21 protein-coding genes are annotated in these 26,058 nt (G+C 34.7%); 15 read left to right on the forward strand and 6 right to left on the reverse strand.

Annotation, left to right across the window (positions count from 1 at the left end; genetic code table 11):
- The first annotated feature begins 9 nt into the window (after positions 1-9).
- Positions 10-2,424 (forward strand): leucine--tRNA ligase, encoded by a 2,415-nt coding sequence (leuS, locus tag DWW68_RS00075; RefSeq protein WP_118588445.1) that lies wholly within the window; start codon positions 10-12, stop codon positions 2,422-2,424.
- A 318-nt stretch (positions 2,425-2,742) separates the two neighbouring features.
- A complete protein-coding gene (locus DWW68_RS00080) occupies positions 2,743-3,633 on the forward strand; it encodes a penicillin-binding transpeptidase domain-containing protein (protein WP_015543378.1) in 891 nt (296 codons plus the stop codon).
- A 590-nt stretch (positions 3,634-4,223) separates the two neighbouring features.
- On the opposite strand, the gene DWW68_RS00090 is transcribed toward DWW68_RS00080, so the two are convergent.
- A complete protein-coding gene (locus tag DWW68_RS00090; protein WP_015543379.1) occupies positions 4,224-4,907 on the reverse strand; it encodes a helix-turn-helix domain-containing protein in 684 nt (227 codons plus the stop codon).
- 251 nt (positions 4,908-5,158) lie between these two features.
- On the opposite strand from DWW68_RS00090, the gene DWW68_RS00095 reads away from it, so the two are divergent.
- The 4 genes from DWW68_RS00095 to DWW68_RS00110 all read left to right on the forward strand — a co-directional run bounded on the left by DWW68_RS00095 (position 5,159) and on the right by DWW68_RS00110 (position 8,127).
- A complete protein-coding gene (locus DWW68_RS00095) occupies positions 5,159-5,488 on the forward strand; it encodes a hypothetical protein (RefSeq protein ID WP_015543380.1) in 330 nt (109 codons plus the stop codon).
- A gap of 95 nt (positions 5,489-5,583) precedes the next feature.
- Entirely contained in the window at positions 5,584-6,657 is a 1,074-nt protein-coding gene (locus DWW68_RS00100) for a replication initiation factor domain-containing protein (protein ID WP_330360658.1), read from the forward strand.
- 4 nt (positions 6,658-6,661) lie between these two features.
- Positions 6,662-6,841 carry an excisionase gene (locus DWW68_RS00105; protein WP_081445676.1) on the forward strand — a complete coding sequence of 60 codons (180 nt, stop codon included), beginning with the start codon at positions 6,662-6,664 and terminating at the stop codon, positions 6,839-6,841.
- An 83-nt stretch (positions 6,842-6,924) separates the two neighbouring features.
- A complete protein-coding gene (locus DWW68_RS00110; protein ID WP_118588446.1) occupies positions 6,925-8,127 on the forward strand; it encodes a tyrosine-type recombinase/integrase in 1,203 nt (400 codons plus the stop codon).
- A 275-nt stretch (positions 8,128-8,402) separates the two neighbouring features.
- Here the strand turns inward: DWW68_RS00110 and DWW68_RS00115 are convergent, their stop codons facing one another.
- The 3 genes from DWW68_RS00115 to DWW68_RS00125 all read right to left on the reverse strand — a co-directional run bounded on the left by DWW68_RS00115 (position 8,403) and on the right by DWW68_RS00125 (position 9,516).
- The gene (locus DWW68_RS00115) at positions 8,403-8,708 is read right to left on the reverse strand and encodes a hypothetical protein (protein WP_021953281.1); all 306 of its coding nucleotides are present in this window, start codon (positions 8,706-8,708) and stop codon (positions 8,403-8,405) included.
- A gap of 11 nt (positions 8,709-8,719) precedes the next feature.
- The gene (locus DWW68_RS00120) at positions 8,720-9,094 is read right to left on the reverse strand and encodes a hypothetical protein (RefSeq protein ID WP_118588447.1); all 375 of its coding nucleotides are present in this window, start codon (positions 9,092-9,094) and stop codon (positions 8,720-8,722) included.
- A 179-nt stretch (positions 9,095-9,273) separates the two neighbouring features.
- Positions 9,274-9,516, reverse strand: coding sequence for a hypothetical protein (locus DWW68_RS00125; protein ID WP_021953279.1), 243 nt, complete (start codon positions 9,514-9,516; stop codon positions 9,274-9,276).
- A gap of 142 nt (positions 9,517-9,658) precedes the next feature.
- Here DWW68_RS00125 and DWW68_RS00130 point away from each other — a divergent pair, with 142 nt between their 5' ends.
- From DWW68_RS00130 to ppk1, 7 genes are all read left to right on the forward strand, one after another.
- A complete protein-coding gene (locus DWW68_RS00130) occupies positions 9,659-10,561 on the forward strand; it encodes a S8 family peptidase (protein WP_118588448.1) in 903 nt (300 codons plus the stop codon).
- 53 nt (positions 10,562-10,614) lie between these two features.
- Complete coding sequence (locus DWW68_RS00135) at positions 10,615-12,897, forward strand: fibronectin type III domain-containing protein (RefSeq protein WP_118588449.1); 2,283 nt, start codon at positions 10,615-10,617, stop codon at positions 12,895-12,897.
- Between the two features lie 154 nt (positions 12,898-13,051).
- Positions 13,052-14,260: an NADP-dependent isocitrate dehydrogenase gene (locus DWW68_RS00140; protein WP_118588450.1), complete on the forward strand. Its 1,209-nt coding sequence runs from the start codon at positions 13,052-13,054 to the stop codon at positions 14,258-14,260.
- Between the two features lie 33 nt (positions 14,261-14,293).
- Positions 14,294-15,445 (forward strand): hypothetical protein, encoded by a 1,152-nt coding sequence (locus DWW68_RS00145; protein WP_118588451.1) that lies wholly within the window; start codon positions 14,294-14,296, stop codon positions 15,443-15,445.
- Positions 15,446-15,543: 98 nt separating this feature from the next.
- A complete protein-coding gene (locus tag DWW68_RS00150; protein WP_118588452.1) occupies positions 15,544-17,277 on the forward strand; it encodes an ABC transporter ATP-binding protein in 1,734 nt (577 codons plus the stop codon).
- A gap of 149 nt (positions 17,278-17,426) precedes the next feature.
- On the forward strand, positions 17,427-18,500 hold the full coding sequence (locus tag DWW68_RS00155; RefSeq protein ID WP_118588453.1) for an ATP-dependent 6-phosphofructokinase: 1,074 nt from the start codon (positions 17,427-17,429) through the stop codon (positions 18,498-18,500).
- Positions 18,485-20,719, forward strand: coding sequence for a polyphosphate kinase 1 (gene ppk1, locus DWW68_RS00160; protein WP_118588454.1), 2,235 nt, complete (start codon positions 18,485-18,487; stop codon positions 20,717-20,719). The genes DWW68_RS00155 and ppk1 overlap by 16 nt, the downstream gene beginning before the upstream one ends.
- 58 nt (positions 20,720-20,777) lie before the next feature.
- Here ppk1 and arcC read toward each other — a convergent pair whose 3' ends face one another.
- Positions 20,778-21,710: a carbamate kinase gene (gene arcC / locus DWW68_RS00165; RefSeq protein WP_118588455.1), complete on the reverse strand. Its 933-nt coding sequence runs from the start codon at positions 21,708-21,710 to the stop codon at positions 20,778-20,780.
- 90 nt (positions 21,711-21,800) lie between these two features.
- Complete coding sequence (locus DWW68_RS00170; RefSeq protein ID WP_118588456.1) at positions 21,801-23,714, reverse strand: ABC-F family ATP-binding cassette domain-containing protein; 1,914 nt, start codon at positions 23,712-23,714, stop codon at positions 21,801-21,803.
- A 208-nt stretch (positions 23,715-23,922) separates the two neighbouring features.
- On the opposite strand from DWW68_RS00170, the gene DWW68_RS00175 reads away from it, so the two are divergent.
- Both DWW68_RS00175 and DWW68_RS00180 read left to right on the forward strand, forming a co-directional pair.
- Entirely contained in the window at positions 23,923-24,561 is a 639-nt protein-coding gene (locus DWW68_RS00175) for a redox-sensing transcriptional repressor Rex (RefSeq protein ID WP_021953269.1), read from the forward strand.
- A 10-nt stretch (positions 24,562-24,571) separates the two neighbouring features.
- Positions 24,572-26,056, forward strand: a complete 1,485-nt coding sequence (locus DWW68_RS00180; RefSeq protein ID WP_118588457.1) for an NAD(P)H-hydrate dehydratase — start codon at positions 24,572-24,574, stop codon at positions 26,054-26,056.
- The last annotated feature ends 2 nt before the right edge of the window (positions 26,057-26,058 follow it).

The following is a 26,058-nucleotide window of genomic DNA, read 5'->3' on the forward strand; positions in this document are numbered from 1 at the left end:
AATTAAATTATGGCAACACCTTATAATCATAAGGAAATCGAAAAAAAGTGGCGTCATAATTGGGAAATATCACCAATTAATAAAGATACCACAAAACCAAAATACTATTGTCTTGATATGTTCCCATATCCGTCAGGTTCAGGTCTTCATGTAGGACACTGGAGAGGATATGTTATCAGCGATGTATGGAGCCGTTATAAGATGCTTCATGGATATCATATCATTCACCCTATGGGATGGGATGCTTTTGGACTACCTGCAGAAAATTACGCAATTAAAATGAAGGCACATCCTGCAAAATCAACAGCAGATAATATTGCAAACATTAAGAGACAGATTAATGAAATAGCAGCTCTTTATGATTGGGATATGGAAGTCAATACAACAGATCCTAAGTTCTATAAGTGGACACAGTGGATTTTTGTTCAGATGTTTAAGAAAGGACTTGCTTATCAGAAGGAAATGCCTATTAACTGGTGTCCTTCATGTAAAACAGGTCTTGCAAACGAAGAGGTTGTAAACGGATGCTGTGAAAGATGTGGCGCAGAAGTTACAAAGAAAAATCTTAAACAGTGGATGCTTAAGATTACGGCATATGCAGACAGACTTTTAAGCGACCTTGACAAGCTGGACTGGCCTGAGAAGGTTAAAAAAATGCAGACAGACTGGATTGGTAAGTCATATGGAGCAGAGGTTGATTTTAAATTAGAAAATTCAGATAAGAAGATTACAGTTTATACAACAAGACCTGATACACTTCATGGTGCAACATTTATGGTACTTGCACCGGAACATGCCATGGCAAGAGAACTGGCTACACCGGAAACAGAAAAAGATGTGGAAGCATATATCCAGATGGCAGCAAATAAGTCATCAGTAGACAGACTTCAGGGAAAAGAAAAAACAGGTGTATTTACAGGAAGTTATGCAATTAACCCACTTAATGGTGCAAAGGTCCCAATCTGGCTTTCAGATTATGTACTTGCAGATTACGGTACAGGAGCTATTATGTGTGTACCTGCACATGATGACAGAGACTTTGAATTTGCAACTAAATTCAATATCCCTATTATTCAGGTTATTGCAAAAGACGGAAAAGAAATAGAAAATATGACAGAAGCTTATACAGAAGCTGTAGGAACCATGATTAATTCCGGTGAATGGAACGGAATGGAATCATCAGTTCTTAAGAAGGAAGCTCCTCATATTATTGAGGAAAAGGGCTTTGGAAGAGCAACTGTTAATTATAAGTTACGTGACTGGGTATTCTCAAGACAGAGATATTGGGGTGAGCCTATCCCAATCATACATTGTCCTGATTGTGGAGCTGTCCCGGTACCGGAAGACCAGTTACCATTATTACTGCCGGATGTTGAGTCATATGAACCAACAGGTACAGGTGAATCACCACTTGCAGCAATTGATGAGTGGGTAAATACAACATGTCCATGTTGCGGTAAGCCTGCTAAACGTGAAACAAACACAATGCCACAGTGGGCAGGTTCATCATGGTATTTCTTAAGATATGTTGATAACAAAAACGATAAGGAATTAGTATCTAAGGAAAAAGCAGATAAGTATTTGCCTGTAGATATGTATATCGGTGGTGTAGAGCATGCAGTATTGCACTTACTTTACTCAAGATTCTATACAAAGTTCTTGTATGATATAGGTGTTGTGGATTTTGAGGAACCATTTAAGAAATTATTTAATCAGGGTATGATTACCGGTAAAAACGGTATTAAAATGAGCAAATCCAAGGGAAATGTTGTTTCACCTGATGATTTAGTAAGGGATTACGGTTGTGATTCATTAAGAATTTATGAAATGTTTGTAGGACCACCTGAACTTGATTCCGAATGGGATGAGAGAGGTATTGATGGCGTTTACAGATTTATTACTAAATTCTGGAAGTTAGCCGTAAACAGCATTGAAGCTGATGTAAAGGCTACAAATGAAATGGTTAAATTACGTCACCAGATGATACACACTATCACAAGACGTTTAGAGGACTTTAGCTTAAATACCGTTGTTTCAGGTTTCATGGAATACAATAACAAGTTCAACGAAATCGCTAAGAAGGAAGGCGGAGTTGACAAGGAAACAATCGAAACATTCGTAACACTTTTATCACCTTTTGCGCCACATATTGCAGAAGAGTTATGGGAGATGCTAGGAAAAGAAGGAAGCGTATTTGAAAATAACAAGTGGCCGGAAGCTGACGAGGATTTGATGAAGGATGATGAAATTCAGGTTCCTGTACAGATTAACGGCAAGACAAAGGTTGTTATCAGTGTACCTGCTGACATTTCAAAGGATGATGCCATAGCACAGGGCAAGGAAGCTTTAGGTGACAAATTAACAGGAAACATTATTAAGGAAATTTATGTTCCGGGAAGAATTATAAATATTGTTCAGAAATAATTGAGAAGAAATTCTCACAACAGAATAAAGTGCTTGGAAATATTGAAAAGTTCGCTGAAAATCAAGGTTTACAGACATTTTTCTTCAAAGAAAAGGTATCATAGAATACCGCAAAATATCGTAACAGATTTTTAAAATGGAGTAAATTTGGAGTAAAGATTGAAAGAAAATGGAGTAAATATTTCAAGAAAACATTAGAGGAATGACGCAGATGATAGAGATATTGTCTGCGTTATTTTTTGCGATTATAATGGTGTAAATAATTACAAAGTATGATATTATGAGAAATAAACAAATTGGAGGTTGTAAGGAGAAAGTATGTCAAGATTATTCAAGATTACCTGTATTTTAGTAATATGTTTTCTAATGTTATTGGGGTGTTCATCTAGAGAAGAAAAAGTGGAGTTGATAGAAACAAATCAATTAGAACAATCAAAAACAGATGATAAAACAGAAGAAAAAGTGAGAGAGAGCAATGAGGAAGAAACACTTGATTTAAGTGCCAACTTTAATGGTATTACTGGCTGTGCAGTTTTATATAGTCCGTCAGAAAACAAGTATTCTTTGTATAATAAAGATATGGCAGAACAAGAAGTATCCCCATATTCAACTTTTAAAATTATTTCTACATTAATAGGACTACACAACGATATTATTAAAGATGAAACCTCCACTATGAACTATGATGGAACTCAATATCCAAATTCGGAATGGAACGAGAATTTGACTTTGCAAAAAGCATTTCAGACATCTTGTATATGGTATTTTCATCAGATTATAAATAGTGCGGGAGAACAAGAAGTAAAAAAAGAACTAAGTGAGTTGGAGTATGGTAATTGTGATGTTTCTGCATGGGAAGGAAGTAATATAAATCCATACAAAGAATTAAACGGATTTTGGCTAGGTTCATCTTTAAAAATATCTCCATATGAACAGGTAGGGGTTTTATCAAAAATTTTTGAGGGTAAAAGTTTTTATGATAGTCAGAATGTTGAAATATTAAAGAAAATTATGTTAATTGAAGATGGGCAAGAGAAAAAAGTATATGGGAAAACGGGTTCTGGCACAAATGGAGAAGCATGGTTTATAGGTTTTACTGAAAAGGGACAACAAAGAGAATATTTTGCTATATATCTTGAAGATAGTTTGCAAAAAGAACGGGTTTCAAGTAGTCTTGCTAAAGAAATTGCTCTAAAAATAATAGAGTAAAGATATTTTATATTTTAGAGGAAAGGGGGAGTATAAATGGACGCAATAGGTTCATCAACAAAGTTAATGTGGTTTTTTGTTTTTATTTATTCATTTCCTATTCTATTATTGATTTTGTCGGTAACTATATGGTCTTACAAAAAGTTTAAACGACTTGCCTTTATATCGTATATTGCGGATACAATTTTAACTGTGCTTATTTTATTGGTGGATATTAGTAATTGGGTGTCAAGATTTATAAAAGGTACTCATATGTATCATTTGAACTTATGGAATTTGCTTTTTTTGATTTTAAGTGTTATATTTATTATTATCAGCATTGGTTATCGTTGTAAGAATAAAAAAATTAGTAATATTTTTATCAATATTACTACATTATTGTGTACTTTTGTTTGTGTTATTCAAATAAACACAATAAATGTGTAAGAATGATTAAACGTATTTCAGTTTGCCTATACCTAGTGAGGTCAAGGAACAAGGCGAAGCCGATACGCCGTAGGGCAGTCCTTGACGGAACGGACACAGCCAACAGCACCATGATACAGCAGAGGACTTGAAAGGTCAGAAAACCTTGCAAGTCCTCTTGTCTGTTATTGGGCGTTGTGTTTTAAGTAAAGTGCTTCTTTTACCACTTCTTTTTCAAATGCTTTGATATGACAATCATGAACTTCATTGTCGATATAAAAGCAATCGTCAGTTTGTGAGTAGGCAAGTTTGGTAACTTTCGGTTCATAAGTTTTTGTATCAATTCCGTAATAGTAAATCGTGGCGGTTGTTAATACCATGTGAATACTTTCAAAATCTCTTGTAAAAATGGTATGCCTGTCGGAATAGAAGAAATCAGACGGACATTCATAAAATTGGGAACTATCCTCTTTCAAAAATAATGGCAGTATGTGCATTGCATTTCCAGCACGATTGACAAGAACATAAAAGCGTGGAATAAGGGCGGCATACTGTGTCATCATGGCAATATATATATCGTCTAAATTATCAAGAAGATACTCGGAACAGGAGTTGTTGTAAAAGACATATTGCAGAGCGTTGTTATTTTGGCTTGTATGTTCCATAGGCACATTTTGTCCGTAAAGCCACCGCAAGTCTACATCTAAGGAGTCTGCAATCAATTCCATTTTATCGGCTTTCGGGTTGTACTGTCCCGAAAGATAGGAACTGAACGCTCCTTTGCTGATACCTGTATCTTTGACTATATCCACCTGTTTTTTATTTTTTGCTCTCATGGCAAATTTAATCCGTTCTGCGATTGTATTCATCTGAAAAACCCTCTCTTTCCATATCTCGTTATAACTTCTCATATCGTATCGTCTAAGGACACTATACCACAAGTTCAGAAAAAAGAAAACAAAAAAGTTTATAAAAAACTAAACTTTCTATTGCAAAACAAATGTGTCTGTGCTAACATACAATTAAGTTCAGAAATAACTGAACAACAAACGGCGTCGTAATGAGAAAATGAAAATATGAAAAACTGACCTATCGGTTCAACGGGGAGAAAGGAACGTGTATGCAGATTACATTGACAAAAGAACAGGTAAAAGAAGCCTTTGGAGAACTTCGTTTCATGGGTGCGGATAACTGTTACCGTTATGATAAAGACAGTAAGAAGAAAACAGAGGAAGTGGAAGCCTTAAAACTTCATCTTGGAAGCATGAAACTTGGGAACAGCGTGGATATTCGCTTGGAAGCAACGGAACTTCCGAAGATTGAGCCTTATGCTGTGGTGGAACTGGAAGAACCAGTATATGCCCCTTATGTGCAGAGAGGAAACTTCCCTGTATTAGTGGAGAAGATTACCTGTAAGGGTATCCGCCCTGTTCCAAACAAAACTATGTAGGCGGTCAAAGTTCCTGCCCTCGTTCTGACGTACCAAACGGCAGGTTGGGGGCAGGGCAATGGCAACGCCATTGCAGATAAGGAGGTTTGATAAATTTGGAAGAAAGAAACGGAAGTTTTCTTCCAGAACTCCCCTACACTAACAGGGGAGTAATACGACAGAAAGAAGAATTAAGTGCCTTGATAGATTGGTGTCAGATAACCATTAAAGAAGTTCCGTTAGAAGCGGTCATAGAAGATGTGCTGAGAATACCTATGGAACTTATGACGGTAACAGGCTATGAAAAAGGGATTGCAGGACATGAGGTTGTGGCAATCTTCGATAATATCAAGGTGCTAAAGCCGACAGGAAATGCACAGTATCAAGGCTTTCAGATTTTAATGAGCGGGAAAGGCTGTCGCAACTATGAAAATTTTTTACAACTCAATGAGGAAACATGGTTTGATTTCTTAAACAGAGTTTGTCAGTATCATATCAATTTTCCTCGGATTGATTTGGCGATAGACGACAGAAAACCGTATTTGAGTATTCCCGATTTGATTATACGGACAAAAGAGGGATTGCTTTCTACAAAACTAAGAGATATAGATTTTCACGACTCAGGAGAATTGAAAGAGGAAGTGTTTCAGAGTAAAGGTGGCAGTCTTTATCTCGGCAGTTCAGCCAGCAATTTGAGATTGGTATTTTATGAAAAAGGATATGAACAGAATAAAAAGTATGGAATAGAATTAGATGAAAATTGGAACAGATATGAATTGAGATTTCGGCAGGAAATGGCAGTAAGTGTAGTACAGGAATTATTGAGATATAGAGATGTGGCAGGACTGGCAATGGAAGTATTGAACAGCAAAATACGATTTTTAGAAAAGCCGACAGACAGCACGACAACACGAAAAAGACTTTATCCAACCTATAAAGCATGGGCGGAATTGATGAAAGACATAGGCAAGGTGAAGCTTACTATGCAACCACAGAAGAAAAGTTTACAAAAGGTGTGGGAGTGGCTAGAAAAGTATGTTGCACCGTCTTTGAAACTGTTTGCAGAGGTTGGAAAAATAGAGCAGAGAGATTATATTGGTAATCTTATAGCAAATGGAAAAATGAATATCACACAAAAGCAGTTGTATGATGATTATATAAAAGCAAGAAAATTAGGCGAAAGGGGGTAATCGTATCGAGAAAGCACTACTAAATATAAATGAATTTTGTGAGTATATGGGGATTGGGAAAACAAAGGCAAGAGAATTGTTGAACAATCCTAAAAATAGATTTACAGTACGCATAGGTAATCGGTTGTATGCAAATAAGAAATTACTTGATGAATGGCTGGAATATCAATGTAAAAGGGCTTGAAAAGAAAATGAGGTGTCGATATAATGAAAATTGAAATATTTATTTTACCATATTTCTTTCAGTAGAAGAAAGGAAAGTTTGGTATGGGTAAAGATTTAAAGGGCAAGGAACTCGGTAAGGGAATTTCACAGAGAGCAGACGGACGCTATATTGCAAGATTTACAAGCAAAACAGGGAAACGTAAAACGCTTTATGATTTTAAACTGAATGAATTAAAACGGAAGTTACGAGAAGCGGTTTATGAAGATGAACATGGTTTGAATGGCAATGGCGAAAGTATCACTTTAAACACATGGTATGTAACGTGGACAGAGTTGTATAAGAAGAAAACAGTCAAAATGACTACGATATATAAAAACCACAGTTACTACAATTCAAGAGTGAAGAACTCTATCGGAAAGATGTATTTGCAGGACATTAAAACATATCACGTTCAGAAGTTTTTGAATGATTTGATAGACAGCGGTCTTGCACATGGAACGGTATCGAATATCAGATTTATGTTAAGCGATATGCTTGACAAAGCGGTGTTGAGCGAATACATTAGAAAAAATCCCTGTATCGGTGTGGAGATGCCAAAAGAAGTGAAAAAGGAAAGGCGTGTATTAACAAAAGAGGAACAGGAGAAATTTTTTACATTTGCTTCTTCCTATATACACATCAATGTGCTGAAATTTGCTGTGACAACAGGTTGTCGGATTGGAGAAGTGCTTGGACTGAAATGGGAAGATTGTGACTTTGGAAAAAGAGAAATTACAATCAATAAGACAATCCATTATTCAAAGGCTTCCAGTCCCGTTGAGGGTTCAAAGTTTTTCTATACGACCGCAAAAACCATATCCAGTAATCGTGTCATCCCTATGACAGATGAAGTGTATGAGATTTTGCAAAATCAGAAGATAAAGCAGACGGAACAAAAGATGTGGAAACGCGCGATATGGAGACAGCATAAAGAATTTCAAAATTTGGTATTTACCTGTTCGGACGGTTCACCGGTTTACTATTACAACGTCAATAGTGCAATCAAAGACTATGTAGCGAAAATCAACGTGATAGAGATTGAACTGGCAAAGGAAGAAAAGAGAGAGCCGAAGATATTTGAACTGTTTACCTGTCATACCCTGCGACATACATATGCTACAAGGTGTTATGAAAATGGAGTAGACCAACAGGTAGTGCAGAAACTTTTAGGTCATTCCACGTTGGCAATGACAACTGATTTATACACGCATGTTTCAGAAGAAAAGAAAAAAGAAGAAGTAGCTGAACTGAAAATATTGGCTTAAAATTGGAGTAAAAATGGAGTAAATCAGAAGATAGATAGCGAAAAACAGCGTAAAATCAACGTTTTCAAGTGGATATAAACATTGTTCAGAAATAATATATAGTGAATATATTACAAAAAAGCTGTCATGGAGTTAATAAGTTCATTAACCCCAGGGCGGTTTTTTTGTGACTTAGAGAGTAAAATAAGACCTGCGTTTGTAAAAACAATGCAGGTCTTATTTTTGGTTGCTCATTAAAAGACTATACTTATGCTATATACAGTCGAAAATTCCTGTCATTTAGAATTTTTGCCGGTTCGTTTATTTTTCTCTAACATTGCCATAATACGTTTCACAGTATCTATGCGTTTAATTTCCTCCGGTGTCATGCCTTCTTTTAAAACATTGAGTATTAAATCTGTTTCGGAATTGGTAAAGTTAATACCCTGTTTTCCGGCAGCATTTGACTGCTGAATAAAATATGTAAGCATTTGCTTAGGCTCCATTCCTTTTGCACCTTCAATTATCTTTGTAAGCATTTCTAATTTCTCATTTGAAATACCCTCTAATACAGGGTCATCCATCCACTTGTTATTAGACATAAAATCCTCCATTAATTATTATTAGTCTGGTTAAAATCACCGCCCATAAAACTGCCTATAAAATCATTCATGGCATTTTCATCCATACTCATCATTTCCATCATGCTCATTATATTTTCAAGCATTTCACGGTTGTCATCATCTAAGAAATCCTTAATGTCATCAAGCATGTTTTCCATACCTTTGTGTTTGTCAGCGTTCATGGCTGCTATGGCAACATTATTATTAATTCTTGCGGCATTTTGTAATTCCTGAAATTTAATAAGCATGCCAATAAGAGTACCGGCATCGTTGTTTATGTAAGGTATTACAGCCTTTACTAACTGCATAGTGCGGTTAGTAACTAAGGAATCATATTTTGTCTGCTTTAATTGTTGCTTTTCCATTAGGCTGTAATCCTCCATTTGCTTTGGGCTTGCGGTTATTAAAGTTTATGCTGATTAATTATTTAAAATGCTTAGGCATATTAGCAATGTTAAGAAGTTAGTATCAGACAAATGCTCACCATATAAGGCGTTATTTAATAAGCATTCTAAATCATATTCATAAAAATCAGTATCATTAACTAGCAGCCGCAACCACAACCGTTTCCGCCACCGCCAAAGAATGAACCGTTACCGCATCCACAGCAGCTTAAGATTAAGAATAACCAGATTATTGAACAGCAGTCATTGCCACCAAAAATTCCGTTTCCACATCCGTTATTACCACATCCTCCACAGAAAATGAGAATAAGGATAAGGAATAAACAGTTATTGTTTCCTCCGTCGCAACCGCATCCGCAGTTTGTTGCTGCTAAATCACTCATGTTAAATCTCCCTAAATTTTTGTTTACACTAAATAATATGGCATAGTGCCTGTCTTGTTTACAAATTTATCTAAATTATATAAATAATGTCGGTGGCAATTACAAAAGCATATATTATATTAAATTTAACAATAGAGGAAATATGAACAGAGTAATAAAAAAATTAGAAATAAATAATATTCATAACCAGAGGATAATGGGAAAGGGAATTACAGTAGCTGTTTTGGATAGTGGAATAAGTAAGCATTTGGATTTTGATAATCGTATTATATATTTTAAGGATTTTGTAAATAAAAGGCATGTCGTATATGATGATGAGGGGCATGGAACCCATGTGTCAGGAATTATTGCCGGCTCCGGTAGAATGTCAAAGGGAAAAATAATGGGAGTTGCACCTGAGGCTGAAATTGTATCGTTAAAGGTGTTGGACAATAGGGGAAGAGGAAAAGAAGAAAATGTAATTAACGGACTTCACTGGATTATTGATAACGGTAAAAAATATGGAATAAGGGTGGTAAATTTATCTTTTGGAACATTAAGTAATGATGAAAAAGCAGGGAAAAAACTTATAGACGAAGTGGAATTATTATGGGATTTAGGGTATGTGGTGGTGGCGGCGGCAGGAAACAACGGTCCGGGACCTAACTCTATTTCAACGCCCGGAGACTGTAAAAAAATAATCACGGTAGGGGCAGAAAATGACAATATTAAGGTATTTGTAAACGGAAAATATACCTATAATTACTCAGGAAGGGGACCTACGAAGCAGTGTATTATAAAACCTGATATTGTGGCACCGGCTAATAAAATTATAAGCTGTTCAAATTTATGGCAAAAAGGCTATCCATATATTGAAAAAAGCGGAACCTCAATGGCAACTCCCATTGTTACAGGAATAGTTGCTTTAATGTTAAATAAGAAGGAAAAATTAACTAATGTGGAATGTAAAAAAATACTTAAAGAAAATGCCATAGATATGTCTATGGATAAAAACAGGCAGGGGGCAGGTCTGGTTAATGCAAATGCAATATTGAATATTCTCTAATGATGTAATAGAATTAGAGAGATAAAAAGAGACAAAAAAGAGGGAGATTTCAAATGAAAGAGAATTTAAAAGAAAAAATGAAAAAAGTTGGGGCGGTTTTATTGGCTTCAACCATGTTAGTAGGAATGATACCTGTGGGAGCAGTACAGACTTCTGCTGCAACGGCAAAAAAGGCATATAACGTAGTGGTTAAGCCTAAGCTGTCATACGACATGGTGGATGGAATATATGGCAACTCCATAATTGTAGGAAAAAGCAAAAATGATATGGATTTATGGGGATTGGTTGACAAGAATGGAAAAGTAATCATTCCGTGTTCTTATGTAAGTGCACAGGTTTTTAACGGAAAAATAGTTTTACTATGCGATAAAAATTCACAGTGGAGCATAAGAAATTTAAATGGAAAACTTATTAAAAAACTTTCAAAAGAATACGATTATTCAGAAGAACAGAATGGACAAATTATTCTTGGATTTTATGATGGCACATATGATTTAATTGATTATAATGGAAAAATAACAAAAGAAAATCAGACAATAAATGAAGATTCATTGGGGTATAAGGGAAAGGAAAAATTTGATAATTTATGTTTGCTTCAGGATAAGAAGCACTATTTGGGATGTAAATATTTAGATGGCTCTGAAGAAGACGGATATACCAGATTCTATTACAAAATGGTAGAGGCAGATGGAACTGTTGTTGCAGATATGGGAACAGGTTCTTATTGGGAGCAGATAAATAAAGATATTATACAGGTTGATACAATTTCAGAAAATGATGATAATATATCACAATATAAGACTTTATGGGTAAATATGGATGGAAAGATTGTAAGTGATGTAAATAATAAAGAATATTACAACAACGAAGTAAATAGTTCATCGTTGGAATTGTATAATAACAACGAGTATGTAAGATATAGTTTCCCATCATTAAGTGTTGAAAAGAAAATCACATTAGCAAATGGCAGTGAAACTATTTCTAAGGTATCATTGATAAATGAAAAAATATATTATAAGGCTAATAATCAGTGGTATTTTGTTGATAAAAATACAGGGAAAAGGCAGAAATCTTCAATTTCAGACAGCGTTGAAGAAATTCATAAAGTAAACGCTTCAACAATTATTACATATCAACAGGGTAGGCTTACAGGAAATGTTACCATTATGGATTCTAGTGAGAAAATAAATAAACAGTTTGATTATAATAGTGATTACGTTTATTGTATAGAAGATGGAAGTAATGTAATAGTAAAATATAATAAAGAGAATGGTAATGAAGCAGCAGATATAATTAATACATATTCATTAACAAAAATATTGACAGGATACGAAGACGTTGATGTGTCAGATGCAGACTATTATTCAGCATACAAAAATGGAAAGTTATATTTAGTTTCAAAAGATGGAAAAAACACATCAGAAATTGGAGAGGGAGCATATTGTTATATTTATTCATATGATGAATACAAGGAGTTAAATCTGCTTAAAATAGATGTTTTTTCTAATAGAGGTGTATGGAAGAATACTTATTTATTTGACTATAATGGAAAGAAAGTTACTTCATTGCCGTATAATTCGTCTATTGTCCCGGTGGCATTTGAAAAAGATGCATTTTTGGTGAAGGTTTATAATAACGACTATCAGATTACATCTAGTTATGTAATTACGAAAAATGGTAAGAAAACTATTTCAGGAACAATGTGTTCTTATGAATCAGATAGTTTGGGAAAAATCAAAAAACTGGCAATTAGGGATAAAAATAAAAATTGGAAATTATACTGTGGAGAAGGTAAAAAAGCATATAGCTTTGGAAAACATGGTTATTTAGAATTTGATGGAAATATAGCATATGGTTATGAAATCAGAAATGGAAAAGATTGTAATTATGAAGTAATGTCTGCTACAGACGGAACTGTGATTTTTAAAAAAGGTCAAATTCAAAGTATCAGTAAGTCAACAAATAATTTAAATCCAGTGAAGATAGATGGAAAATGGGGCATTTATAAGTTTAATAAATGGACATCAGCAGACCAAAAGAGGATGAAGAATGTTCCTCCTGCAAAAACAACATTGCAAAAAGTAAAAGCAGGAAAGAAAAAAGCAACAGTTTCCTTTAAAAAGGTTAGTGATGCTGATGGATATTTGATACAGTATTCTTTAAAGAAAAACTTTAAGGGAGCTAAGAGTAAGTATGTTACAAAAACAAAAGCAACCCTTAGCAGATTAAAGGCTGATAAAAAGTATTTCTTTAGGGTAAAGTCTTACAAAAAAAACGGTAGTAAAAAAGTAACTGCAAAAAAATGGAGTAATGTTAAATCTGCAAAAATTAAGTAGATAAGTTATAATTGATGGTAATATTTACAAAGTGTCCCTGAAAAAGGGGCAATCTGTTTTTGAGAAAAGGTCATTTACCACTTTTTGGTTTACTTTCCTTTGGAATTTAGATATAATCTACAAGGATACTACAAAATCTTAGGAGGAAACAGAAATGGATAAAATTAAAATGACTACGCCCCTTGTTGAAATGGATGGGGACGAGATGACAAGAATTCTTTGGAAACTTATCAAAGACGAATTATTATTACCTTTTGTTGATTTAAAAACAGAGTATTATGATTTGGGACTTGATTACAGAAATAAAACTAATGATCAGGTTACTTTTGATTCAGCAGAAGCTACAAAGAAATACGGTGTAGCCGTAAAGTGTGCAACAATCACACCTAATGCTGCAAGAATGCCTGAATATAACTTAAAGGAAATGTGGAAAAGCCCTAATGGAACAATCAGGGCAATTCTTGATGGAACAGTATTTAGAGCACCTATTATTGTTAAGGGTATCGAGCCATATGTAAAAAATTGGACAAAGCCTATTACAATAGCAAGACATGCCTATGGTGATGTTTATAAGGGTGTTGAAATGAAAATTCCGGCAGCCGGAAAGACAGAACTTGTTTACACTAATGAAGCAGGAGAGGAAACAAGAGAATTAATTCACGAATTTGACGGACCGGGAATTATTCAGGGTATGCATAACATAAATAAATCAATAGAAAGTTTTGCAAGAAGTTGCTTTAATTTCGCTCTTGATACAAAACAGGATTTATGGTTTGCTACAAAGGACACTATTTCAAAGAAATATGACCATACATTTAAGGATATTTTTGCAGATATTTTTGAAAATGAATATAAGGAAAAATTTGATGAAGCAGGAATCGAGTATTTCTACACACTTATTGACGATGCAGTTGCCCGTGTAATGAGATCAGAAGGTGGATATATCTGGGCTTGTAAGAACTATGATGGTGATGTTATGTCAGATATGGTTGCTACAGCATTTGGTTCATTATCAATGATGACATCAGTGCTTGCTTCACCTAACGGATATTATGAATATGAAGCTGCTCATGGAACAGTACAGAGGCATTACTATAAGTATTTAAAGGGAGAAGAAACATCAACTAACCCGATTGCAACTATTTTTGCATGGACAGGTGCTCTTAGAAAGAGAGGAGAACTTGATAATCTTCCTGAACTTATGGCATTTGCAGATAAGCTTGAAAAGGCTTGTATTGATACAATTGAAAATGGAGAAATGACAGGAGATTTATATCTTATTTCAACATTGGAAAATAAGAAAAAACTTAATACGGAGGAATTTATATTAGCAATTCGTAAAACTTTAGAAGGGCTGATGTAATCTCAATATATAATATTAGAAGGAGATTAAGAGATGAAGAAAATCATGAAAGGGTTAGTATTAGTTGCTTCATTAGCTGTAATGATGTTTGCCATGTCATTTGCAGTATTGGCAGTTGATACTATTACACCAACCAAGTCAGTAACAGGTAGTGAAAAGAGTGCAACGAAAACTTATACTTTTACACAAAATGATAAGTTTCCGGGACAGAGCAGTGATCAGGGCTTAGTAATTCCGGTTAATATTTCAGAGCCGGGAGCTCTTGAGTTAAATGTTAATGTTGTCAGACTGGATAAAAACATGACAGTAGAAATTTATACTGATGCCCAGTGCACTAACAGAATAACAGGTTTTTACAAGTATCTTACAGTAGGTGAGGTTAATGCTAAAGGGTATGTTGCTTTAAGTAACAAGGGAACATATTACATTAGATTAGAATCATCAGTATATGATGACAGCGTGTATACTAACACAGTTAATATTTCCACCCGTTTATATTTAAGAGGAGAAAGAAATATTAAGTCAGGTCAGACAATTACTTACTACAGAAACAGTGGAAGTGATGAATACTTATTTAAATATAAGGCTGGAAAAACAGGAAAGGTTACAGTAAGTTTTTCCTACGAATATGGAAGTTATCTTACATTGTTAAACTCAAAGAAGAAGGCTTTGTCAGATGAAGAATGGGTATCATCAGGATATAACTTTAATAAGTTTACTTTCGCAGTAAAGAAGGGTGTTACTTATTACTTTAAAGTTAAGTCAAATGGCACCAGTGGTAATACGGCAGCCGGAAATGGTAACTTACATACAATTAATGTAAAGAACACAGCTGTTAAAGCAAAGGCAGGAAGCAGTAGAAAGAAAGCTGTTACTATTAAGTATAATAAGACAGCTAAGGGATTAATTACTGCCGGTGATAAATCTGCCAAGTGGTATAAGATAGCTCTCAAAAAAGGAAAGAAACCTGCTTTTATACTTCAGGGAAATTTAACAGGAAGCGTTAAAATTCAGATTATAAATAAGAGTGGAAAAGTTATTTCAAGTAGCACATGGAGTGGATCAAAGTCACGATATAACTCATGGGGTAACTGGAAAAAAGGTACATATTATATTAAAGTGTCAAGAGCTAACTCATTATCAAGCGGATACTTTACTATAAAGAATAAACAGGCTAAGAAATAAATTTACACAATTTAGTTTAAAGACCTTCGGCAATGCCGGAGGTCTTTAGTATAAACAAAACTATTATCCAAATTAACAAAGAAATCAGGAGCAAAATAATGAGAGAGACATTAAAAAAGATGATATCATACTACAAGCCATATAAAGGAGTATTTTTCACGGATATGTTTTTTGCAATTATGGCATCAGCAGTAGCACTTGTGATACCTTTGGTTGTAAGGTATGTAACATCAACTGTTATTTATATGGATAGGGATAAAGCAATGAAAACTCTTGTAATTATTGCCGTAGTAGTTACACTGCTTATATTGTTTCAATGCTATTGTAATTATTATATTTCAAATTACGGACATGTTATGGGAGCAAGAATTGAATATGATATGAGAGCAGAAATATTTGCACATTTTCAAAAGATGCCTTTTTCTTTTTATGATGACCAAAAGGTAGGACAGTTAATGTCCAGAATAACATCAGATTTATTTGACATAACGGAGCTTTTGCATCATGGACCGGAAAATATAACTATTTCAGTAATAAAAATAATAGGTGCTCTCATTATTTTAATGAGTATAAACGTAAAACTTGCCTTTGCAGCCTTTGTGCTGATTCCTTTTATGATTATGTATGCATACTTTTTCAACAAAAGAATGAAAAGGGCATTTAGGGAAAATCGTGTAAAAATTGCCGCTATAAATGAACAGATAGAGGATAATCTATCAGGAATAAGAGTGGTTAAATCTTTTGCCAATGAAGATATAGAAAATGAAAAGTTTAAAGTGGGAAATGATGCATTTTTAGACGCAAAGAAAAACAGTTATCATTACATGGGTGGATACAATTCAGGACTTACAGCTTTTAATACAATGATAAACCTTATTGTAATTGTATCAGGTGGAATTATGATTACTAGAAATGCCGTAAGTATAACAGATTTACTGACCTTTTTACTTTATATTAATATTTTTACTGACCCGGTGAAAACATTAATTGATTTTACGGAACAGTTTCAAAACGGATATTCAGGATATGAGAGATTTCAGCAAATATTACAGTTAGAACCGGAAATCAGGGACAGGGAAGATGCTATAGAATTGAAAAATGTTAAAGGGAATATTTCTTTTGACAATGTTTCCTTTAGATATAATGATAATGCGCACAGAGTTTTAAAACATATTAATTTAGATATAAATGCAGGGGAATATGTAGCTTTAGTAGGTTCCTCCGGTGCGGGAAAATCAACCTTATGTAATCTTATACCAAGATTTTATGAAGTGTCTGACGGTAAAATTTCCGTTGACGGGCAGGATATCAGAAACATAAAACTTAACAGTTTGAGAAAAAACATAGGAATGGTACAGCAGGATGTGTATCTTTTTGCCGGAACTATATTTGACAATATAAAATATGGCAGACCTGATGCCACTAAGGAAGAAGTAATAGAGGCCGCAAAGGAGGCAAATGCCTACGACTTTATAATGTCTCTCCCAAAGGGATTTGATACGGATATTGGTCAAAGGGGAATAAAATTATCAGGAGGACAGAAGCAGCGTTTATCCATAGCAAGAGTATTCCTTAAAAATCCACCTATTTTGATTTTTGATGAGGCAACATCCGCATTAGATAACGAAAGTGAAAAAATCGTTCAGAAATCAATGGAAAAATTAGCCAAAAACCGTACAACTTTAGTTATTGCCCACAGACTTTCAACTATTAGAAATGCTAAAAAAATACTGGTTTTAACTGAAAATGGAATAGAGGAACAGGGAACCCATGAAGAATTAATGGAGAAACAGGGAATATATTATGATTTGTATAAACTTACAAAGCTTTAAAAGTGTAATTAAAAACTTTACACAAATATATGATATAATTTATATAGATTTTATAAAAACGTGGTAATATACAGTGTATTTGGGAAAGATAGTAATAAGATTTCGCTTAATGCACGGAATAAAAATAATGTATTAAGGAGGACTTATCAATGAAAATAGGTTTTTTAACAAGTGGAGGCGATTGTCAGGCATTAAATGCAGCAATGAGAGGTACGGCAAAGTACCTGTATGAAAAGGAAAGAAATAAAGTTGAGTTTTATGGTTTCCTAGACGGATATAAAGGTCTTATAAGGGGCAATTATAAAAAAATGAAGATTGGCGACTTTGAAGATATTTTAAATTTAGGAGGTTCTGTTATTGGAAACTCCAGAACACCTTTTAAGCTGATTAATGAGCCGGACGAAGAAGGACGTGACAAGGTTAAGTCAATGATTGACACTTATAAGAAAACAGGTCTTGACTGTTTAGTGGTTGCAGGAGGAAACGGTTCCCACAAAACAGCAAATCTTTTATTTGAAAAGGGGTTAAATGTGGTTACACTTCCTAAAACCATTGACAATGACTTAGAGGGAATTGATGTAAGTTTTGGATTTCAGTCAGCTATTAATGTGGCAACAGATTATATTGACAAACTTCAGTCAACTGCAAAATCCCACGGAAGGGTGTTTGTGGTAGAAGTAATGGGACACAAAACAGGATGGCTTACGCTTCACGCAGGAATTGCTTCAAACGCAGATATTATATTAATACCTGAAATTCCTTACGATATTAATGCAGTAGTAAAAGATATTGAAGAAAAGGAAAAAAGAGGTAAGAAATATATAATTATTGCGGCATCGGAGGGAATTATTTCAAAAGAAGAAAGCCTGCTTACAAAGAAAGAATTGAAGAAAAAACGTAAAGAGGGAGGAAACCTGATAGCAGCGGAAAGACTGGCAAGGGAACTTGAACCATATGTTGACAAAGAAATCAGAACTGCTTCAATAGGTCACATTCAAAGAGGTGGCAATCCATGTGCTTATGACAGGGTATTGGCTACAAGGCTGGGAGTTATGGCAGGAGAATTAATTGAAAATAAAAAATATGGTTATATGGCAACATTTGTGGATAATAAAATATCAAGTGTTCCATTAAGTGATGTTGCCGGTAAAACTAAGATGGTTAATATTGATAATCAGCTTGTGCTACAGGCAAAAAAATTAGGAATATGTTTAGGAGAATAGCCGGTGCAATAGTTTTGACTATAGGTAAGGCACTTAAGTTTAAGAAGGAAGAGAGGGTTATGGAAGAGAGAGTTTCACAGGAAATAAAAAAAGAGGAAAAAATGGAAGTTAAGGATAATAAGTACAATATGGCAAAAAGCAAAAAGCACGGCAATAAGCCAAAGTTCAAGAAGAAACCTTATTATGATAATAGGGAGTTATCCTGGCTTAAATTTAATAAACGTGTGTTAGAAGAAGCAGCTGACAAGAGGGTTCCTCTTTGTGAAAGGCTGTCCTTTGCCAATATTTTCATTAGTAATTTAGATGAGTTTTATATGGTAAGAGTGGGTTCAATTTATGATCAGATGCTTTTAGATAACACTGTTAAGGAAAATAAGACACAAATGGTGGCAAGTGAACAGCTAGAGCATATTTTTAAACACACCAAAAATCTTCTTAAAATTAAAGACGATGTATATGAGGAATTAATGAAGGAAATTAAAACGCAGGGAGTTGAACTTATTAGTTTTAAGGAAATTTCAGATGAAGATGCCGCATACTTAGAGAAGTATTTTTACAGCACTGTTATGCCTCTTCTTTCACCACAGGTGGTGGGAAAGAAACAGCCGTTCCCGTTCCTTAATAACAGGGAAATATATGCTGTGGCTCTTCTTGGCTCAAAAAGTAATGAAAAGTTATGTATTGTGCCTTGCAGCAATGGAGTGTTTAACCGATTGGTACAGATTCCATCAAGCAAAAATAAATATATGTTGGTGGAAGAACTGATTCTTCATTTTATGCCGAAGATTTTTGAAAAATATACAGTTAAAAGTAAGTCTTTAATTAGAATTATAAGAAATGCTGATATTGACATAGATGATCAGCAGTTTGATGATGACGCACTGGATTACAGGGATTCCATGGAGGAACTTATAAAGGTAAGAAGGAGACTTTGCCCTGTAAAATTAGAGTATTCAAGGATGCTGGATGAAAAGGTTATTAAGTCACTGTGCAGGGAACTTGACTTAAGCATGGATCAGACGTTTTATTCAGAGTCTCCGTTAGAGCTTTCTTTTGTATCTAAAATACAGGATGTTTTAAGAAATAAAAAGGAATTATTCTTTAACAGAAGGGTTCCTCAGCTGTCAGCTAATATTGATGAATCCCGTCCGATGATTGCCCAGATAGAAGAGAAGGATATTTTGTTAAGCTATCCTTTTGAAAGCATTAATTCATTTTTGAGACTATTAAAGGAAGCAGCTTATGATAAAAGGGTTGTGTCCATAAAAATGACTTTGTATAGGGTAGCAAAGGATTCCAGAGTAGTGGAAACGCTGATTGAAGCTGCTGAAAATGGAAAAGAAGTAGTGGTAATGGTGGAACTTAGAGCGAGATTTGATGAGCAGAATAATATTGAATGGTCAAGACGAATGGAAGAGGCAGGTTGCCGTATTATATATGGAATTGACCATACAAAGGTACATTCAAAAATATGCCTTATTTCCTACAGCGAAGAGGGACACATAAAGCATGTAAGTCAGATTGGCACAGGTAATTACAACGAGAAAACTTCAAAGCTATATACAGATTTGTCTCTTATGACTTCAAATGAACAGATAGCCCAGGAGGTTTCTGAAACATTTAACAAAATTTGTATGGCTCAGGTTATGGAACAGACAAATCATCTCCTTGTGGCACCAAAATGTCTTCAGAATAAGGTTATTCAAATGATAGAAGATGAGATTAATCATGTAAAAAATGGTGGCGAAGGCTACATAGGACTTAAACTTAATTCATTAACTGACAAGAAGATAATGGAAAAGTTAGTTGAGGCATCCCAGGCAGGGGTTAAAATTGACATGGTTATTCGTGGAATATGTTGTCTTGTGGCAGGAGTTAAGGGATATACAGAAAATATTCGGGTAATTAGTATTGTGGGAAGATATTTAGAGCATTCCAGAATTTATATTTTCGGAACAAAGGACAGAGATAAAATTTTTATTTCTTCAGCGGACTTTATGACAAGAAATACTGTGAGAAGAGTAGAAGTGGCAGCACCGGTTTATGATGAAAATATAAAGAACAGGATTAGACATATTTTTGATATTATGTTAAAAGATAATATTAAGGCAAGGTATATGGACAATGAAGGTGTTTATCACAAAGTAGAAAATGATGATGAACCAATTAATTCCCAGGAGTTTTTCTTTCAGGAAGCCTATGACGCGTTAAAGAGATAAACATAAAAAAACGGTTGAATTTCAGAAATTATGATTTCAACCGTTTTTTATAACAAGATTATTTGATGATGGTACCGATGTTTTCCCTGATACCATCTTTGGCTTTATTTAAGTTAGTAATAATGGCTTTTCTGTCATTACCTGCTAAAACAAATGAAAGTGAAGCATCAATCTTAGGAAGTGATGTAACAGGATCAAAGTATCCTGCATCAATAAGCTCCTTAGCCTCATCTGTAGAAATGTTCTTTAATGTTTCAGTAGAACCCTCCTTTTCAATAGTCATATAATCATTAGATGTAAGAATCATGAGGGTAGAAGCATCAAGCATATCTGCAAGCTTTGCAGCTGTGTAATCCTTCTCTATAATTCCACTGGCACCTTTAAGACCTGTACGCTGCTGTAATACAGGAATACCGCCACCACCTGCAGCAATAACTAACTGATGGGCATCAACTAAAGCCTTAATGGCATCAATTTCATATATGTCAATTGGCTTTGGACTGGCAATTATTCTTCTGTAACCATCCTCGCCTTCTTCGTATTCTACATAATTTCCCTTTTTCTTTTCATTTTCAGCTTCTTCCTTTGTCATAAGACGTCCGATAACCTTTGAAGGAGCATTAAATGCACGGTCAAAAGGATCAACTCTGACCTGAGTAATAATGGTACTTACAGGTTTGTAAATTCCTCTTGATAAAAGTTCAGTTCTAATGGCATTTTGTAAGTCAAATCCTATGTATCCCTGACTCATGGCACCACATATAGACATAGGTGCAACAGTTCTGTCCGGGTCAAGTCTTGAATACTCAGTCATAGCTGTCTGGATCATTCCAACCTGAGGTCCGTTACTATGAGTAATAATAACTTCATATTTTTCTTCTACTAAGTCTGCAATAGCCTTAGCAGCTAATTTAACACGCTCCTGCTGCTTAGGAAATGACTCGCTAAAGGCATTTCTTCCAAGAGCGACTACAACTTTTCTATTCTCCATAATGATAGTCTCCTTAAATGTAAAATGATATATCTAGTATAGAATAAAACAGCCTAAAATACAATAAATAACCTTGATAAAATCAAATAATTAAAGCTGGTCTGACAACTCTTCCCACTGTAACATTAAATCATCAAGCTTCTTACTGATATCGTTTTGTTCCTTACTGATTTCGTTTAATTTAGCTGAATTGGTAGATACGGAAGGATCCTCAAGCATCTCATCTAATTCATTTAATCTGTCTTCATATTTTTTTATTTTCTCTTCAACTTTAGAAATGTCATTTTTCAATTTTCTAATCCTTGCGGCTTCAGCCTTCCTTTCTAAATAATCAAGTTTATTATCTGAAACAGTTTTTGCTTCCTTTTCCTTGACAATTTCCGGGGCGAAGGTAGCAGTAAGCTGTTCTTTTTTTTCTTCATAGTAATCGTAATTACCAAGGTAATTAATTAATTTGGTATGAGTTAGTTCCAAAATACGGCTTGCAGTACGGTTAATAAAATAACGGTCATGGGACACATAAAATACTGTACCGGTGTAGCTGTTTATGGCATTTTCCAAAATCTCCTTTGAAGTCATATCCAGGTGGTTGGTAGGTTCATCCAAAATAATTAAGTTAGCCTCTGAAAGCATAAGCTTTGCCAGAGATAAACGACCTTTTTCGCCACCGCTTAAATCGGAAACTAATTTAAAAACGTCATCACCCGTAAACATAAATGCAGCTAAGGTGTTTCTGATTTTGGTATTAGTCATATCAGGATAGGCATCTGCAATTTCCTCAAACAGTGTATTGCTGTCAGTAAGGTTATGCTGTTCCTGGTCATAATAACCGATATGCACGTTAGTACCTAACTTTACCATGCCGCTATCGGCAGAAATAATATTATTGATGATTTTTAATATAGTGGTTTTACCTGTACCGTTATCACCAATTAAGGCAACATGCTCGCCACGTTTGATTTCAAAATTAATATCCTTAAAAAGCAGTGTGTTGTAATACTTAGAAAGGTTTTGAACAGTTAAAACGTCATTTCCACTTACACAGTCAGGTTCAAGGGTAATATTCATGGCAGCATTTAATTCTTCGGGCTTATCCACTAATTCAATTTTATCTAAAGCCTTCTCACGGCTTTCAGCACGTTTGTAAAACTTTTCCTGTTTATAAGAGCGAAGTTTGGCAATAACTTCTTCCTGATGTTTAATTTCACTTTGCTGTTTAAGGTAAAGATTAAGCTGCACCTCTCTAAGTTGTTTTTTCTTTTCAGCAAAGGCGGAGTAATTGCCGTCATAAATATGACACTTATGATTTTCAATTTCAATGACCTTAGTTACGATTCTGTCAAGAAAATATCTGTCATGGGCTATAATAAGTACCGCACCTTTATAGTTTAAAAGATAATTTTCCAGCCATTTAATGGAATTTAAATCCAAATGGTTAGTGGGTTCGTCTAACATTATAATGTCAGGCTTTCCTAAAAGGAGTTTACAAAGGGCAACTCTGGTTTTCTGTCCTCCAGATAATTTCCCCACTTCTTTATTAAAATCATCAGAAGTAAATCCTAAACCTTTAATGACACCTTCAATTTCGCTTTTGTATGAATAACCATCTAACATTTGAAAGCGATGTTCAAGATTAGTATAGTCTTCAATAAGCTTTTGAAGGGCAGAACCTGACAGGTTAGCCATCTCCCTTTCATATCCCATAAGGCGCTGTTCCATGTTAATTATGTCCTGCTTAACGGATTTTACTTCTTCATATATGGAATTAGTGGAGCTTAAATCCTGATACTGGGCAAGATAACCGATGGTTTTATCCTTGCCAATGGTAACATTTCCATTATCAGCGCTAAGTTCCCCTATTAGAATTTTCATTATGGTTGACTTGCCGGCACCGTTATTTCCCACAATGGCTGCTTTTTCATTATCATTAATAAAGAAAGAACAGTCATCTAAAATAGTTTCAACACCATAAGATTTTGATATATGATTACATGATAATATCATTTGTTTTCTCCTGTAAAAGTAAATTTTCCTGGAAAACAGTTTACCATAAATAAGCATATTTTTAAACTATATGTTTATAAGTCCCATTAACTTTAATATAGGCTGAAATTATGAAAAAATCCCAAAAATAAAAGAATGATAAATATTTGACAATGTTTCCCTATATACTTATAATTAAACATTAGAGAAAAAAGAATGAGGAGTTAGCATGAATAAAATATCAAAAGCAGTTGTTTCAAGGCTGCCTCGTTATTATAGATATTTAGATGAACTAAGACAGGAAAATATTGAGCGTATATCTTCAAAAGAGTTAAGTAAAAGAATGAATGTTACAGCATCCCAGATAAGACAGGATTTAAACAATTTTGGCGGATTCGGACAGCAGGGATACGGCTATAATGTTCAGTATTTATATGAAGAAATCGGAAAGCTTTTAGGGCTTAACGTAACACATAAAATGGTTATTGTAGGTGCAGGAAATTTAGGTCAGGCAATTGCCAATTATGGCAATTTCAGAAACAGGGGATTTGAGATTACTGCGTTATTTGATAAGAATCCTGAACTGATAGGTAAAGACACAGCAGGCGGTAAGGTTTTGGACATTAAATACTTATACGATTATGTTAAGGAAAATAATGTGGAAATTGTGGCACTTACATTACCTAAGGAACCGGCACAGAAAATAGCTGAGAAACTGGTAGAGTGTGGCATAAAGGCATTTTGGAATTTTGCCCATACGGATCTAGGAGTTTCGGGAGACATTATTGTTGAAAATGTCCATCTGTCAGAGAGTCTTATGAAGCTTACATATAGAATTTCAGAAAAAAATAATAGTTTAAACAAATAGGAGCATACTCATGGAGAATATCGTTAAAGGCACGGATATGAAGAAAATAGACAGCTATACGATAAATGAGATTGGAATACCATCATTGGTTTTGATGGAAAGAGCAGCAAAAAGTGTAGCTGATTTAATTGACAAAAATGAAAGAAAACAAAAAAATAATATAACAATACAGGTTATTGCAGGCATTGGTAACAATGGGGCAGATGGTGTTGCTATAGGCAGGATGTTGTATCTTTTAGGATATAACATCTGTATTTTTGTTATGGGAGATAAGGAAAAGGCAACAGAGGAATTTAAAACCCAGTTAAGTATTGTGGAAAAAATAGGAGTTCCTGTGGTATCTAGTGTTATAGATGCCGATGTGGTAGTTGATGCTTTATTTGGAATAGGTTTATCAAGGGACATTACAGGTACATACGAACAGCTTATTTCGGAAATAAATAAAATGAAAAATATTATTTATGCCGTTGATATTCCATCAGGAATCAACGGAGATACCGGTGAAGTTATGGGATGTGCCATAAAAGCCAATTATACTGTAACTTTCGGTTGTCACAAAATAGGCACGGTATTATATCCGGGAGCTGATTACTGCGGACAGGTAGAGGTGTCGGACATTGGTTATCCGGTACAGTCTTACAATGAGGCTTCGGAAATATTAGAATATGCCGGTGTGGATGATTTGAAAATGATTCCAAAGAGAGCTAATTATTCTAATAAAGGAACATTTGGAAAAATCCTTATAGTGGCAGGCAGCAGGGATATTTCAGGAGCCGCTGTTTTGTGTGCTAAGGCTGCCTTTAGGGCAGGAGCAGGACTTGTAAGAATTTTTACCCACGAAAATAACAGGGATATTATTGCAAAATTAATTCCTGAGGCTATGATTAATACATACAACACAGAAAAATTTAACAAAAAAGCCTTTGAAGCATGTTTAAACTGGTGTGACGTTGTGGCTGTGGGGCCGGGAATAGGAATAGGAACCATACAGCAGATGATTGTGGAGCAGGTAATTGAGTCAAAAATCCCGGCAGTTATTGATGCTGACGGAATAAACAATATTGCTGCAGATGAAAGGGTTAAAAAGAACTTTCATAAGAAATTAATTTTAACTCCTCATTTAGGAGAAATGAGCAGACTTATAAATAAACCTGTTAAGGAAATTGCAGAAAACCTTATTTATTATGCCAAAGAGCTTAATTACAGGTACGGTGCCAATGTGGTTTTAAAGGATGCAAGAACCGTTATTGCAACTGACGGACAGATTTACATTAATCTTTCGGGAAATAATGGAATGGCAACGGCAGGAAGTGGTGATGCTCTTACAGGTATAATATCAGCCCTTATAGGTATAGGCTGTGATTTTGAAAAGGCAGCGGTAATGGGACCTTACGTTCACGGATTAGCAGGTGATATGGCAGCCCATAAAGTATCAAAAACAGGTCTTATGGCTACAGATATTATTGAAGAAATAAAAAGTGTAATTACAGATTAACA

The organism is Eubacterium sp. AF16-48, from assembly GCF_003479405.1.
GTDB lineage: Bacteria > Bacillota > Clostridia > Lachnospirales > Lachnospiraceae > Eubacterium_G > Eubacterium_G segne.

What these genes read in the sequence shown, in the direction of transcription:
- DWW68_RS00135 (WP_118588449.1), top strand. Translation starts at nt 10,615, where the DNA reads ATGAAAGAGAATTTAAAAGAAAAAATGAAAAAAGTTGGGGCGGTTTTA.
- DWW68_RS00130 (WP_118588448.1), top strand. Translation starts at nt 9,659, where the DNA reads ATGAACAGAGTAATAAAAAAATTAGAAATAAATAATATTCATAACCAG.
- ppk1 (WP_118588454.1), top strand. Translation starts at nt 18,485, where the DNA reads ATGTTTAGGAGAATAGCCGGTGCAATAGTTTTGACTATAGGTAAGGCA.
- DWW68_RS00150 (WP_118588452.1), top strand. Translation starts at nt 15,544, where the DNA reads ATGAGAGAGACATTAAAAAAGATGATATCATACTACAAGCCATATAAA.
- leuS (WP_118588445.1), top strand. Translation starts at nt 10, where the DNA reads ATGGCAACACCTTATAATCATAAGGAAATCGAAAAAAAGTGGCGTCAT.
- DWW68_RS00115 (WP_021953281.1), bottom strand. Translation starts at nt 8,708, where the DNA reads ATGTCTAATAACAAGTGGATGGATGACCCTGTATTAGAGGGTATTTCA.
- DWW68_RS00180 (WP_118588457.1), top strand. Translation starts at nt 24,572, where the DNA reads ATGGAGAATATCGTTAAAGGCACGGATATGAAGAAAATAGACAGCTAT.
- DWW68_RS00080 (WP_015543378.1), top strand. Translation starts at nt 2,743, where the DNA reads ATGTCAAGATTATTCAAGATTACCTGTATTTTAGTAATATGTTTTCTA.
- DWW68_RS00170 (WP_118588456.1), bottom strand. Translation starts at nt 23,714, where the DNA reads ATGATATTATCATGTAATCATATATCAAAATCTTATGGTGTTGAAACT.
- DWW68_RS00140 (WP_118588450.1), top strand. Translation starts at nt 13,052, where the DNA reads ATGGATAAAATTAAAATGACTACGCCCCTTGTTGAAATGGATGGGGAC.
- DWW68_RS00175 (WP_021953269.1), top strand. Translation starts at nt 23,923, where the DNA reads ATGAATAAAATATCAAAAGCAGTTGTTTCAAGGCTGCCTCGTTATTAT.
- DWW68_RS00095 (WP_015543380.1), top strand. Translation starts at nt 5,159, where the DNA reads ATGCAGATTACATTGACAAAAGAACAGGTAAAAGAAGCCTTTGGAGAA.
- DWW68_RS00125 (WP_021953279.1), bottom strand. Translation starts at nt 9,516, where the DNA reads ATGAGTGATTTAGCAGCAACAAACTGCGGATGCGGTTGCGACGGAGGA.
- DWW68_RS00145 (WP_118588451.1), top strand. Translation starts at nt 14,294, where the DNA reads ATGAAGAAAATCATGAAAGGGTTAGTATTAGTTGCTTCATTAGCTGTA.
- DWW68_RS00155 (WP_118588453.1), top strand. Translation starts at nt 17,427, where the DNA reads ATGAAAATAGGTTTTTTAACAAGTGGAGGCGATTGTCAGGCATTAAAT.
- DWW68_RS00110 (WP_118588446.1), top strand. Translation starts at nt 6,925, where the DNA reads ATGGGTAAAGATTTAAAGGGCAAGGAACTCGGTAAGGGAATTTCACAG.
- arcC (WP_118588455.1), bottom strand. Translation starts at nt 21,710, where the DNA reads ATGGAGAATAGAAAAGTTGTAGTCGCTCTTGGAAGAAATGCCTTTAGC.
- DWW68_RS00090 (WP_015543379.1), bottom strand. Translation starts at nt 4,907, where the DNA reads ATGAATACAATCGCAGAACGGATTAAATTTGCCATGAGAGCAAAAAAT.
- DWW68_RS00120 (WP_118588447.1), bottom strand. Translation starts at nt 9,094, where the DNA reads ATGGAAAAGCAACAATTAAAGCAGACAAAATATGATTCCTTAGTTACT.